At 63.9% G+C, this 13,157-nt stretch carries 10 protein-coding genes; 7 read left to right on the top strand and 3 right to left on the bottom strand.

The features are described from left to right. The first annotated feature begins 218 nt into the window (after positions 1-218). Both J7G73_RS09795 and J7G73_RS09800 read left to right on the top strand, forming a co-directional pair. Positions 219-1,448 carry a class I SAM-dependent rRNA methyltransferase gene (locus J7G73_RS09795; protein WP_291246107.1) on the top strand — a complete coding sequence of 410 codons (1,230 nt, stop codon included), beginning with the start codon at positions 219-221 and terminating at the stop codon, positions 1,446-1,448. Positions 1,449-1,734: 286 nt separating this feature from the next. Beyond that, positions 1,735-3,825: a glutamine synthetase III gene (locus J7G73_RS09800; RefSeq protein ID WP_291246108.1), complete on the top strand. Its 2,091-nt coding sequence runs from the start codon at positions 1,735-1,737 to the stop codon at positions 3,823-3,825. A 108-nt stretch (positions 3,826-3,933) separates the two neighbouring features. On the opposite strand, the gene J7G73_RS09805 is transcribed toward J7G73_RS09800, so the two are convergent. From J7G73_RS09805 to J7G73_RS09815, 3 genes are all read right to left on the bottom strand, one after another. Then, complete coding sequence (locus tag J7G73_RS09805; protein WP_291246109.1) at positions 3,934-5,019, bottom strand: hypothetical protein; 1,086 nt, start codon at positions 5,017-5,019, stop codon at positions 3,934-3,936. Between the two features lie 483 nt (positions 5,020-5,502). Then, positions 5,503-6,018, bottom strand: coding sequence for a flavin reductase (locus J7G73_RS09810; protein WP_291246110.1), 516 nt, complete (start codon positions 6,016-6,018; stop codon positions 5,503-5,505). 3 nt (positions 6,019-6,021) lie between these two features. Next, complete coding sequence (locus J7G73_RS09815) at positions 6,022-6,480, bottom strand: CBS domain-containing protein (RefSeq protein ID WP_087294096.1); 459 nt, start codon at positions 6,478-6,480, stop codon at positions 6,022-6,024. A gap of 289 nt (positions 6,481-6,769) precedes the next feature. On the opposite strand from J7G73_RS09815, the gene J7G73_RS09820 reads away from it, so the two are divergent. The 5 genes from J7G73_RS09820 to J7G73_RS09840 form a co-directional block, all read left to right on the top strand. After that, complete coding sequence (locus J7G73_RS09820; RefSeq protein ID WP_291246111.1) at positions 6,770-8,326, top strand: ABC transporter substrate-binding protein; 1,557 nt, start codon at positions 6,770-6,772, stop codon at positions 8,324-8,326. Between the two features lie 49 nt (positions 8,327-8,375). Next, the gene (locus tag J7G73_RS09825) at positions 8,376-8,729 is read left to right on the top strand and encodes an Asp23/Gls24 family envelope stress response protein (RefSeq protein WP_087182992.1); all 354 of its coding nucleotides are present in this window, start codon (positions 8,376-8,378) and stop codon (positions 8,727-8,729) included. 51 nt (positions 8,730-8,780) lie between these two features. After that, positions 8,781-10,472 carry a DAK2 domain-containing protein gene (locus J7G73_RS09830; protein WP_291246112.1) on the top strand — a complete coding sequence of 564 codons (1,692 nt, stop codon included), beginning with the start codon at positions 8,781-8,783 and terminating at the stop codon, positions 10,470-10,472. Between the two features lie 116 nt (positions 10,473-10,588). Next, the gene (recG, locus tag J7G73_RS09835) at positions 10,589-12,637 is read left to right on the top strand and encodes an ATP-dependent DNA helicase RecG (protein ID WP_291246113.1); all 2,049 of its coding nucleotides are present in this window, start codon (positions 10,589-10,591) and stop codon (positions 12,635-12,637) included. 50 nt (positions 12,638-12,687) lie between these two features. Next, the coding region (locus tag J7G73_RS09840; protein WP_291246114.1) for a Gfo/Idh/MocA family oxidoreductase at positions 12,688-13,157 on the top strand (470 nt) is incomplete at its 3' end.

Raw genomic sequence — 13,157 nt, forward strand, 5'->3', positions numbered from 1 at the left:
GGCCCTGGGGCCAGCCCTTCACCAGCCATTTGCGTTCGATCTCCATGGTCTTTTCTCCTTTTTCGCGGCCTGCACCGGCGGCGGATTTCGCTTGCCACCGGGATGCAAACCGGGTATACTGGAATTAATAGTGAAAATTTTTGCAGTCGGGGCCGGGCGGCCCCGCACAAACGCTCGGTTTTATTATAAAAGAAACCGTCAGGAAAGGAAAGTGTACCATGAAACAGACCCGTCCCTACCCCGTTTACACCGTGACCAAGAAGGCCGAGAACAGCATTCTCAGCGGCCATCCCTGGGTCTATGCCGACGAGCTGACCGGCCAGCCGGAATCGCAGCCGGAAAACGGCGCGCTGGTGGATGTGCTGAGCGGCAAGGGCCGTTACCTGGGCACGGGTTTTCTGAGCTGGGAGAGCAAGATCCGCATCCGGCTGATTAGCCGTAACGCCAACGACAGCTTCGACGAGGCCTTCTGGCGGCGGCGCTTTGAATACGCCTGGGCCTACCGCAAGACCGTGATGGGTGAGGAGGACCTTTCCTGCTGCCGGGTGATCTTCGGCGAGGCGGACCAGATGCCCGGCCTCACCGTGGACCGCTTCGGCGACATTCTGGTCACCCAGACCCTGTCCTACGGCATGGAGATCCGCAAGGCCCAGCTGTTCCCTTTGCTGGTGGATGTGCTGCGCGCCGACGGCCAGATCATCAGCGGCATTTACGAGCGCAACGATGTGGCCCTGCGCGCCCGGGAGGGCCTGTTTGAAAACAAGGGCTGGTTCGAGCTGCACGGCGAGGACCACCCCGTCTCCACCGTCACCGAGATCTGCGAGAACGGGGTACGCTACGCGGTGGATTTTGAGAACGGCCAGAAGACCGGCTTTTTCCTGGACCAGAAATACAACCGCCGCCAGGTGGCAAAGCTGGCCCGGGGCAAGCGGGTGCTGGACTGCTTCACCCACACCGGCAGCTTTGCGCTGAACGCCGCCTACGGCGGAGCCGCCCACGTGACCGCGGTGGATGTGAGCCAGACCGCGGTGGACATGGCCCGGGCCAACGCCCGGCGCAACGGCCTTGAGGACCGGATGGACTTTGTCTGCACCGATGTGTTCGAGCTGCTGCCCACTCTGGAGGGCACCCACAACTACGACTTCATCATTCTGGACCCGCCCGCCTTCACCAAGGCCCGCAAGACCGCGGCCAACGCCATGCGGGGCTATAAGGAGATCAACTACCGGGCCATGAAGCTGCTGCCCCGGGGCGGCTACCTGGCCACCGCCAGCTGCAGCCACTTTGCCACCGAGGAGATGTTCATCAAGATGCTGAAAAGCGCCGCAGCGGACGCCGGCCGCCAGCTGCGCCAGATCGAGGTGCGCCAGCAGTCCCCGGACCACCCCATCCTGTGGAACGTGGAGGAGACCAACTACCTGAAATTCTTCCTGTTCCAGGTGATCTGACCGGCGATCCGGCCCAGCTCCGCCCGAACCGGCACGCTGCCGCCCGCAAGGGCCTTTCCCGCCGCCGGAAAGGCGGGGGAAAAATCACACTTTTCGCCGCCGGTTCTCGGCACTGTCACCAACAATTTTTGCCCGCGTGGGCCCGGTCTTTGCAAACCCGCCAAACTGCAAGGCCGGGCCCTTGTTTTGAATTGACGGCGCGTGTAAAAAACCATATAATTTTTTGTGAAATATTCGTATGGGAAACCGCCGGGCCCGTCCGGCCTTTCGTGAGGGAGGAACAGTTATGGCACCAGCCAACACCAAAGAGATCTACGGTTCGCTCGTGTTCAACGAGCATGTGATGAAGGAGCGCCTGCCCAGCGCCACCTACAAAAGCCTGAAAGCCACCCTGCAGCGGGGCGCGGCACTGGATCTGGACCTGGCCAACGTCGTGGCCAGCGTCATGCGGGACTGGGCCATTGAAAACGGCGCCACCCATTACACCCACTGGTTCCAGCCGCTCACCGGCATCACCAGCGAAAAGCACGACAGCTTTTTGAGCCCCAACAAGGACGGCACCGCCATCATGGAGTTCTCCGGCAAGGAGCTGGTGAAGGGCGAGTCCGACGCTTCCAGCTTCCCCAACGGCGGCCTGCGCGCCACCGCCGAGGCCCGCGGCTACACCGCCTGGGACCCCACCAGCTATGCCTTCATCAAGGACGGCACCCTCTGCATCCCCACCGCCTTCTGCAGCTGGACCGGCGAGGCGCTGGACAAGAAGACCCCCCTGCTGCGCAGCATGAAGGCCGTGACCACCCAGGCCAAGCGGGTGCTGCACCTGTTCGGCAAGGAGGTCAGCCATGTGGATGTGACCGTGGGCCCCGAGCAGGAGTACTTCCTGATCAAGAAGGAGCATTACGCCGCCCGTGAGGACCTGATCCTCACCGGCCGCACCCTGTTCGGCGCTGCCCCCTCCAAGGGCCAGGAGATGGAGGAGCACTACTTCGGCGCGCTGCGCGGGGAAGTGTCCGCCTTTATGAAGGATCTGGACCAGGAGCTGTGGAAGCTGGGCGTTTCCGCCAAGACCAAGCACAACGAGGTCGCCCCCTGTCAGCACGAGCTGGCCCCCATCTTCGACCGGTGCAACGTGGCTGTGGACCACAACCTGCTCACCATGGAGATGATGAAAAAGCTGGCCCCGAAGCACGGTCTGGTGTGCCTGCTGCACGAAAAACCCTTCGAGGGCGTGAACGGCAGCGGCAAGCACAACAACTGGTCCCTGTCCGCCCCCGGCATGAACCTGCTGGACCCGGGCGACACCCCCAAGGACAACCTGCAGTTCCTGATCTTCCTGGCCGCCATCATCAAGGCCGTGGATGAATACAACGACCTTTTGCGCATGAGCATCGTGGGCGCGGGCAACGAGCACCGCCTTGGCGGCAACGAGGCGCCCCCGGCCATCGTGTCCATCTTCATGGGCGAGGTGCTGGAGGGCATTCTGGATGCCATCGCCTCCGGCAGCGAGTACGTGGCCCCCGCCGCCGCCAAGATCGACCTGGGCGTGGAGGTCCTGCCCCAGTTCGCCAAGGACGACACCGACCGCAACCGCACCAGCCCCTTTGCCTTCACCGGCAACAAGTTCGAGTTCCGCATGCCCGGCTCCTCGGTGAACATCTCCGACGCCAACACCGTGCTGAACACCGCCGTGGCCAAGGAGCTGAAGGGCTACGCCGACGAGCTGGAGCAGGCCGAGGACTTCGACAAGGCCGTGGTGGCCCTGATCAAGCGCACCATCCGCGACCACAAGCGGGTGATCTTCAACGGCAACGGCTACAGCAAGGAATGGGAAGAGGAGGCCGCCCGCCGCGGCCTGAAGAACGAGCCCAGCGCCTGCGAAGCCCTGGGCGCCTTCGTGGCCCCGAAGAACATCGCTCTGTTCGAGCAGATGGGCGTGCTGAACGAGGCCGAGTGCCGCAGCCGCTACGAGGTAAAGCTGGAGAACTACGCCAAGGTTCGCCACATCGAGGCCGTGACCATGCTGGAAATGGCCCGCCGCCAGCTGGTGCCCGCCGCCAGCCGCTACATGGGCGACATTGCCAAGGGCATGAACCGGAAGAAGTCCGCCTGCCCGGGCATCAGCTGCAAGGCTGAGGAGAAGGTGCTGCGCCAGCTGACCAACTACACCGACGCCATGAGCGACGCAGCCGACCGTCTGGAGGCCTGCGTGGAGAAGGCCGAGCGCAGCGAAGGCGCACTGGCCACCGCCCGCTGCTACCACGACGTGGTACTGCCCGCCATGGCCGACCTGCGCGCCGCCGCCGATGCCGCCGAGTCCATCTGCGGTGCCGAGTACTGGCCCCTGCCCAGCTACAGCACCATGCTGTTCTACGTGTAAGCGTGTAAACGCGGGACAAGCCCCTGCAATCCAAAACAAAACCAGCCGCCGCAACCGGTTCCGTTGCGGCGGCTGGTTTTTTGTTCTTTTTTGGCTTTTCGAGCCGGCTCAGGCGGCGGCTGCCAGGGTCAGGCTCTGAGCCAGCGCTTCCACCTGGTCGGCGGTGAGGGGGGCGTCCTCCTCCATGCGCAGGGCCACATAGACCCCCAGCTCCTTGTCGTAGGCCAGCGCCCCGTGGGCGGTATGCTCTTGGGCAGCCGCCGCGCTTTCGCCCGGCTCTGTCTGGCCGTAATGCACCGTGGCCACCGCATTTTCGCCGGACGCGGTGCGCTTTACCACCCGGTAGTCCTCCCAGAAGCAGCTGGAGGGTGTGCGCAGATAACAGTACACCAGCTTGTACTCCTCCCCGGCCTCCGGTTCATTCCCCGGCTCGGCGGCCTCGATCAGCCCGTAGCCGATGCGGCCCACCGCATTGCCCGCGCTGTCGCAGACCAGAAGCTGGGTGTTCATGCCCTGGTCGAAGACCCGGTCGGCCTTCTCCGGCTCCTTCAGGCTCCAGCCCTGGGGCAGAAGGAAGCTGGCGGTGAAGGGGGCCTGGTCATAATATTCTCCGTTATACTCGCTCCGGCCCTCCTGATAGGCGGGGAAGGTGGCGCTCACCCGCTGGATCATATCCTGCTCGCTGGTGCTCTGTGGAATGCTTTCCACCGGCTGAGCCTCCGGGGCGGCGGGTGCCTGGGGCTGGGGCTGCCCCTGGGCCAGAGCCAGCAGATCCACCGACAGCTCCGCCTCCTCGTCGGAATAGAGGCAGGCGCTCAGGTTCAGGTCCAGATAGCCCTGGGCGCACTCGATCTGATAGGTCTGCCCCGCCTTCCAGGCCTTTCCGGCGTTCTCCTTTTCCATCAGGTGGATGCTCATACCGCCCTCGCCCATGGCGGCGCGGCCGCTGATCTGGATGTTCCAGTCCTCGCCGGGCCAGCCCTCGGGCAGAGTGAACTCCACGCCTCCCTCATAGGGGCGCAGGCTGCCCTCCAGAAAGGCCATGGCATCCTGACCGGTCTGGGGAATGCTGCTGCCCGCCATCACGCTGCCGCTGGCGGGGCTGCTTTCCTCCGGGGAGTGCTGCCCCTGCCCGGCGCAGCCGGACAGCACCACACAGAGGGCCAGCGCACAGGCCAGCGCCTGTTTCCTCATTTTCCCGCTTTTTTCTCCGTGTTGCTTCGTCATGGCGGCACACTCCCTTCCGGTTTGTCTTCATAGATAGAACGCGCCGAAGGGGCTGTTTATTTCACATTTCGGCGGGATTTGCGCTTTTTCACTCCGCCGTGCCGGGTGTACCGCTTCCGGCAGCCTCAGCCCGCCTGGCCCAGCTCCTCCATGGCCTCGCGGGCGTTGTCGGCCGAGAACAGAAAAACGCCGCTCCGGCTGTATACCTCCACATGAGACCCCACGTAACGAATGATGCAATCCATACTCGACCCTGCCTTTCTTCTGATTCCTTGTGTTGCTTTCGGGGGCCGCGCCCCCTTCCGATGGTCTTATTCTACCAAAGAAGCAGTCCTATAATTTGTACTTCAAGCATTTCCACTCGGAAATGCAGTCCCATAAACCTCCCTTTTAACGCAAACAGAAAAAGGCCCCCGGAAACCTCCGGGGGCCTTGCTGCTTTTGATCAGGTTATTCCGCCTTCTCGTACACGGCCTCGATCTCGGCCACGTACACGGTGTGGTAGTCCTTCAACGGGTAGCAGTCCTCATCGCAGCTGTTGCCGGGCAAAAAGCACTCCGGCTCCAGCGACTGGGCGTAAAGGCTGCGGCAGACCAGCACCAGCCGGGCCTCCTCAAAGGCGGGCGCGCCGTCGAAGTCCCGCACGTTGAAGCCAACCTTCGCGATCTTATCCTCGTCCCGGCCGCTCACCTTGCCCAGATACCCCAGCTCCTTCTTCGCGCCCTCGCCGTAAAAGCTCAGGGTGAAGCGGCCGGCCTGGTCCACAAACTCCTTGGTGTAGCGCTGGGGGCGCAGATAGATCTGCACCACATTCTTGCCCCACAAAACACCCATGGAGCCCCAACTCACGGTCATGGTGTTCACGGTGCCGTCGGCCTTTTTGGCGCTCACCAGCGCCCACTCCTTGCCGATCAGCTCAAAGGGATTGCCGCCGATGGCAGCGGGTTCGATCTTGCGATACTCCATTTGTCAAAACACCTTTCTTTCGCTCGATTTGCCGGTTTTCTGGCTGTCCAGCACGGGGGCCACCGCCCGGTAGCGGTCGTAGCAATACTGGATGATGGCATTGCGCTTGACCAGGCCGATGAAGCTCTTTTTGTCGTCCAGCACGGGCACAAAATTCTGGGTCATGGCGGCGGCCACCAGTTCGTCCATCTGGGTGGTCACGGCCACGGGCTTGTAATCCCGCTTGCGGGGGATGCTGCTTAACGGAATATCCTCCGCGTCGTCCAGGTCGATGCCCTGGTTCTTGATGGCCCAGAGCAGGTCGCCCTCGGTCATGGTGCCCACATACTCGCCCACCCGGTTCAGCACCGGGATGCTGGAATAACGGTGGTACTCCATTTTTTCCAGCGCCTGGCGCAGGGTGAAGTCCTCATACAAAAAGGCCACGTCCTGCTTGGGCGTTAAAAAGAACAGCAAATTCACTCACAAAACCTCACTTTTCGCGCTGCATTCTCACTCGGCAGCCCCACAGGGTTCACAACGCGGCGCTGCCTCAAAAAGCGAGCCGGAATGCTCCGGCCCGGGATTCCATGTTTGTTCCAGGATTCTGCATTTCTATTTTATCACATTTTCCCCTTCGGGGTGTGAAAAACTTATGAAGGCAGCGCCGGACGGCGCAAAGGGGCTTTTTTGCCCGGTTTCACTGGTCAACCGCCTCGATTTATGATATGCTTTAAGGTACCGATTCTGACCTGAAAAGGATGTGTTGCCCATGGCCCGATTCCGCCGCCTGGCGGCTTTTGCGCTTTGCCTTGCCCTGCTTGCCGGCTGCGGCGGCAATGCCGCTTCCTCCGCTTCCTCGCAGGCGGCTTCGTCCGCCTCCTCCGCAGCCTCTGTGCCCCAGCAGAGCGCCAGCGCCCCCACCGCTCTGGTGCTGGGCTACACCCCCTCGGCGGGCTTCAACCCCTACGCCTCCTCCAACCTGGTGGAGCAGAACGCCGGGCTGCTGTTCGAGTGCCTGGTGGAATTGACGCCGGAGCTTTCGCTGGAATACCGGCTGGCGGATTCCATCGTATCGGCGGGCGAGACGGTGACCATCCACATCCGCCCGGGCTGCACCTTTGCGGACGGCACCGCCGTCACCGCGCAGGATGCCGCCGCCAGTCTGGAGGCCGCCCGCCTCAGCGAGCGCTACGCCGCCCGCTTTGCCGGTGTGACCGAGGTGAAGGCCAGCGGCGACACCGTCACCGTGACCCTGTCCGCGCCGGATTCCATGTTCGCCTACCTGTGCGACATTCCGGTGCTCAAGGCCGCCGAGACCGCCTCGGCCCAGCCCACCCCGAACGGCCGCTACACCTACGGCGACAGCGGCAGTCTGGTGCGCAACGCCTCCTGCGCCTTCGCGGAAAACGGGCCGGACACCATCTATCTCACCGAGGTGAGCAGCTACGAGGAAATGGTCTCCGGCTTTGCGGTGGGCAGCCTCAACCTGTACACCGCCAGCGACTCGGCCCAGACCCGCGCGGGCTTCTCCAGCGTGTCGGACTATTACAAGACCAACAACCTGGTCTTCCTGGGCATCAACGCCACCCCGCCGGAGAGCGGCGAAAAAAGCCCCCTGCTCACCACGCCCGGCGGGCGCGGCCTGCTCAGCCAGCTGATCGACCGCACCCAGCTGGCCCAGAAGAGCTACTACTCCCGTGCCTACCCGGCCACCGGCTGCATCAACGACCACTACGACTGCGTGGCCGACGGCCACGTGATCCTCTCGGGCGCCGAGCTGACCGCCGACCAGGCCGCGGCCGACATGGCCGCCCTGGGCTACAGCCTGGACGACGCGGGCTACTACCAGAACGCGGACGGCGAGCGGCTGAGCCTGCGGCTGCTGGTCTACAGCGGCAACACCTACAAGCGCTACGCCGCCACCCTCATCAAGGAGCAGCTGGGCGCGGCCGGCATCTATGTGGCGGTGGAGGAGACCCCGGATTTTGACGTTTACAGTCAAAAAGTTGCATCTGGTGATTTTGACCTGTACATCGGCGAGGTCAAGTTGTATAATAATATGGATATGAGCCCCTTTTTTGAAGGGGGTCAGGCCAGTGTGGGCATTGTGCAGAGCGAAGCGCTCGCCGCCGCCTACGCCGCCTTTAAGGCAGACCAGAACACCGCCGCCGCGCTGGAAGAGGCCTTTGCCGCCGAAATGCCCTATGTGCCCTTATTGTGGCGCAACGGCACGGTGGTGCACAGCAACGGCATCAGCGGGCTGAGCTGTTCCATCAGCAACGTATTCTATTCGCTGGAAGGCCTGCGCTTCGACGCGGCCGAATAACCGACCCCACCGCCCACGGGCGGATACAAATGCAAAGGAGCGGCAGTTTATGATCACATTGCAAAACCCCATGGGCACCATAAGCATGACGTCGGACTACTTCGCCGAGCTGGTGAGCCAGGCGGCGCGCAGCTGCTACGGCGTGGCGGGCATGGCCACCGGCGGCCGCGGAGACGATTTGAAGAGCCTGGTGTTCGGCAGCGATTTCCCGGAAAAGGGCGTGCGCGTGACCCAGTCGGACCGTCAGCTCACCATCGAGCTGCACATCAAGGTGGGCTACGGGCTGAACATCGCCACCATCGTGAAGAGCATCACCCACAAGGTCAAGCATGAGGTGGAAAAGGCCACCGGCCTGACCGTGGCCCGCATCGAGGTCTCGGTGGACGACATCGTGGCGGACTGACCCCGCCCCATACAACAACGACATTTTACTTTACATGAGGTGCAATAGCTTATGATTACCGGTAAGATCCTGCGTGACGCCATCATCTCCGGCGCCAACAACATCTCCAACCAGCGCTCCCGTGTGGACGAGCTGAACGTTTTCCCCGTGCCGGACGGCGACACCGGCACCAACATGAGCATGACCGTGATGGCCGCTGCCCGTGAGCTGGAAAACCTGCCCGACAGCTGCACCGTGGGCGAGGCCGCCAAGGTGGCCGCTTCCGCCATGCTGCGGGGCGCCCGCGGCAACTCCGGCGTTATCACCAGCCTGCTGTTCCGCGGCCTGTCCAAGGCGCTGGACGGCAAGAAGGAGGCCGGTGCCGAGGATCTGGTCCACGCGCTGGAAAAGGGCGTGGAGGCCGCCTACAAGGCCGTGATGAAGCCCACCGAGGGCACCATGCTCACCGTGGCCCGCATCGCCAGCGAGGAGGCCACCGCCAGCGGTCTGGCCGATGTGAACGAGCTGTGGACTCTGGTGCTGGCCGCCGGTCAGCGCGCACTGGACAACACCCCCAACCAGCTGCCCGTCCTGAAGAAGGCCGGCGTGGTGGACGCGGGCGGCCAGGGCCTGATGGTGATCTTCGAGGGCATGGACATCGTGTTCAAGGGCGGCGAGCCCGTGAAGGGTGAGGAGCAGACCCAGAGCAAGGTCAAGCACTCCAGCGACGCCGCCGGCAAGGGCGTGTTCAGCGACGACCTGATGAAGGTTGAGGACATCAAGAACGGCTACTGCACCCAGTTCCTGGTGAACAAGAACGAGGGCGTTTCCAGCGACAAACTGCGCGCCTTCTGCGAGAGCAACGGCGACAGCGTGGTGGTCATTGAGGACGACGATGTGATCAACTGCCACGTGCACACCGCCGACCCCGGCAAGATCCTGAGCCACGCCATCCAGTACGGCTACCTGACCGGCTTCAAGATCGAGAACATGCACGAGCAGTTCCTGGCCCGCCAGAAGCAGGGCAAGGGCCTGGAGAAGCAGAAGGAAGCCGAGCAGGCCGAGCAGACCAGCCCCTTCGTGTACGCCGCCGTGGACCCGGACCAGGAGTACGGCTTTGTTGCCGTGGCTGCCGGTGAGGGCCTGGCCAACGTATTCACCGATCTGGGCGTTTCCGCCGTGGTTTCCGGCGGTCAGACCATGAACCCCTCCACCGAGGACATCGTGGCCGCGGTGCAGAGCGTGCCCGCCAAGACCGTGTTCGTGCTGCCCAACAACAAGAACATCATCATGGCCGCCGAGCAGGCCCAGAAGCTGGCCGACCGGCGCATCGTGGTGCTGCCCACCCGCACCATTCCCCAGGGCATCACCGCCATGCTGAGCTTTGACCCGGACGCCACCGTGGACGCCAACACCATCAACATGATGGACGCCGCCGGTCAGGTGAGCACCGGCCTTGTGACCTTCGCCGCCCGCAACAGCGACTTCGACGGCCACAAGATCAAGAAGGGCGAGATCATGGCCATGGAGAACGGCAAGATCGTGAACATCGGCACCGACATCACCAAGACCACCTACCGTCTGGCCCGCAGCATGGTGAAGAAGGACACCAGCTTCATCACCCTGATCTCCGGCTGCGACGTGAGCGAGGAGGACGCCCAGCGCACGCTGGAGCTGGTGCAGGCCAAGGTGGGCGACGGCATCGAGGTCACCCTGATCAACGGCGGCCAGCCCGTCTACTACTACATGATCAGCGTGGAGTAATTCTTCCCTGATCGCAAAGCGTTTTGCGTATTCTGAGCGCCGCCTGTGTTGACCAATCTCACACAAGCGGCGCTTTTTCTACCCTTTGATTCTCAAGCCAAAAAGGAGGCCCCGCCATGAAGCCGGATACCCCCATTCAATATGTCAAGGGCGTGGGCCCCAAGCTGGCCGAGCGGTTCGCCCGGCTGGGCATCGCCACCGTGGGCGACCTGCTCTGCCACTATCCCCGCCGCTACATCGACTACAGCCAGCCCAGCCCCATTGCCGAAGCCCCCTCCGGCGCCGAGGTGGTCATCAAGGCCGAAGTCTGCGCCAAGAAAGGCGCGGTGCGCCTGCCCGGCGGCCGCACCATGGTGCAGGCCACTGCCGCGGACGATACCGGCACCCTGACCCTCACCTGGTTCAACACCCATTTCATGGCGGACAAGCTGCTGCTGGGCGAGGAATACTACTTTGAGGGCCGGGCAAAGGGGGCGCTCTCCCGCCGGGAGATGGCAAACCCCATCGTGCGCACCCAGGCGGAGGTGGAGCGCAAGCCCTTTGTGGCGGTCTACCCCCAGACCGAGGGCCTGGCCAGCGGCCAGATCGCCCGCTGTGTGGAGAACGCCCTGTCCACTGCCGACCCGCTGCCCGAGCCGCTGCCGCCGGACTACCTGCCCCGTTTCCGCATGCCGGATAAGTGGACGGCAGTGAAGAACATCCACCACCCCTCTTCCCCCCAGGCACTGGCGGCGGCCCGGCGGCGGCTGGTGTTTGAGGAGCTGTTCACCCTGCAACTCGGTCTGAGCCTTTTAAAAAGCCGGGGCGCGGTGAAGAGCGGCGCGCCCATGCAGCCCACCGGCCTCACCCCCTTCTGGGACAGCCTGCCCTTCTCCCCCACAGGGGCCCAGCGGCGGGCCGCCGCCGAGATCTGCGCCGACATGGCCGCAAAGCAGCCCATGAACCGGCTCTTGCAGGGCGACGTGGGCAGCGGCAAAACGCTGGTGGCGGCGGCGGGCGTTTACATGGCGGCGAAGAACGGCTACCAGAGCGCCCTCATGGCCCCCACCGAGATTCTGGCCGCTCAGCACGCGGCCACATTACAGACCTTTCTCGCGCCCTTCGGGCTGCGGGTTGCCCTGCTCACCGGCGGCATGAAGGCCGCCCAGAAGCGCACCACCCTTGCAGCCATCGCCGCACACGAAGCGGATCTGGTGGTGGGCACCCACGCGGTGATCAGCAGCGGGGTGGAGTTTGCCCGCCTTGGCTTTGCGGTGGTGGACGAGCAGCACCGGTTCGGGGTGCGCCAGCGAGGCCTGCTGGCGGACAAATCCATCGCCCCCCATGTGCTGGTGATGAGCGCCACGCCCATTCCCCGCACCCTGGGTCTTTTGATGTACGGCGACCTGGACATCTCCATTCTGGACGAGCTGCCCCCCGGCCGTCTGCCGGTGAAGACCTACGCGGTGACCGGCAAAAAGCGGCGGGACATGTACCACTTTTTGGATGACCAGATTGACAAGGGCCACCAGGTCTACATCGTCTGTCCCCGGGTGGAGGAAAGTGACACCGACGCGCCCGGCGCGGCGGACCTGCAGGCGGTGACCAGCTACCTCACCGACGTGGCCCAGGCCCTTCTGCCCCACCGGCGCATCGGCCTGATGCATGGCAAGCTGAAGCCCAAGGAAAAGGCCGCCGTGATGGACCAGTTCAAAAACGGCGAGCTGGATGTGCTGGTCTCCACCACCGTGATCGAGGTGGGCGTGGACGTGCCCAACGCCACGGTGATGGTGATCGAGAACGCAGAGCGGTACGGCCTGTCGGCGCTGCACCAGCTGCGGGGCCGGGTGGGCCGGGGCGGCGGCGAAGCCTACTGCATCCTCATCAGCGACCACACCGGCGAGGCGGTGCGGGACCGGCTGCGCTTTCTCTGCCACACCCAGGACGGCTTCGAGATCGCCAAATACGACCTGGAGACCCGCGGCCCCGGCGACTTCTTCGGGGACCGGCAGCACGGCCTGCCCACCCTGCAATTGGCCGACCTGATGGGCGACACCCGCACATTGGAAGCCGCCCAGAAATGCGCCCATGAGCTGCTGGAAGAGGACCCCAAGCTCGCCGCCCCGGAGCACAGCCTGCTGGCGGCGCAGGTGTCCCATTTGTTTGAACGCACCACCTTCAACTGACCAGGCGGCGGGCGGCCAAACGCCGCGCCCCGCAAAAAGGAGAAATGACCATGCTCCGTGTAGGCATCGCCGGAATCGGCTCCATTGCTCAGGTGTATCTGGGCCTGTTCGCTGCCGGGAAAATCCCCGGCGGGCGCGTCACCGCTCTGTCCAGCCGCAGCCCGGACCATCTGACCAGCGCCCGGGACGCCTTCTGCACCCCGGACACTGCCCTTTTCACCGACTACGAAGCCATGCTGCACAGCGGCCTTGTGGATGTGGTGATGATCTGCACGCCCCACAACCGGCATGTGCCCATGGCGCTGCAGGCGCTGAAGGCCGGAGTGCATCCCCTCATCGAAAAGCCGCTGGCGGTGGACGCGGACGAGGCCCGCGCCCTGCTGGATGCCTGCCGTGCCCACCCGGAGCTCACCGCCGGGGTGCTCTACTGCCGCCGGGCCAGCACCGCCTATCAGCAGGCAAAGCAGCTGGTGGAACGCGGCGCGCTGGGGCAGCTCAAGCGCGCCTGCTGGCTGATTAC

The sequence above is a fragment of the Allofournierella sp. genome (genome assembly GCF_017889395.1).
Taxonomy (GTDB): domain Bacteria; phylum Bacillota; class Clostridia; order Oscillospirales; family Ruminococcaceae; genus Allofournierella.

Excerpts from the sequence above, each read along its gene's own strand:
- J7G73_RS09795 (WP_291246107.1), top strand. The coding sequence starts at position 219 with ATGAAACAGACCCGTCCCTACCCCGTTTACACCGTGACCAAGAAGGCC.
- J7G73_RS09800 (WP_291246108.1), top strand. The coding sequence starts at position 1,735 with ATGGCACCAGCCAACACCAAAGAGATCTACGGTTCGCTCGTGTTCAAC.
- J7G73_RS09805 (WP_291246109.1), bottom strand. The coding sequence starts at position 5,019 with ATGAGGAAACAGGCGCTGGCCTGTGCGCTGGCCCTCTGTGTGGTGCTG.
- J7G73_RS09810 (WP_291246110.1), bottom strand. The coding sequence starts at position 6,018 with ATGGAGTATCGCAAGATCGAACCCGCTGCCATCGGCGGCAATCCCTTT.
- J7G73_RS09820 (WP_291246111.1), top strand. The coding sequence starts at position 6,770 with ATGGCCCGATTCCGCCGCCTGGCGGCTTTTGCGCTTTGCCTTGCCCTG.
- J7G73_RS09825 (WP_087182992.1), top strand. The coding sequence starts at position 8,376 with ATGATCACATTGCAAAACCCCATGGGCACCATAAGCATGACGTCGGAC.
- J7G73_RS09830 (WP_291246112.1), top strand. The coding sequence starts at position 8,781 with ATGATTACCGGTAAGATCCTGCGTGACGCCATCATCTCCGGCGCCAAC.
- recG (WP_291246113.1), top strand. The coding sequence starts at position 10,589 with ATGAAGCCGGATACCCCCATTCAATATGTCAAGGGCGTGGGCCCCAAG.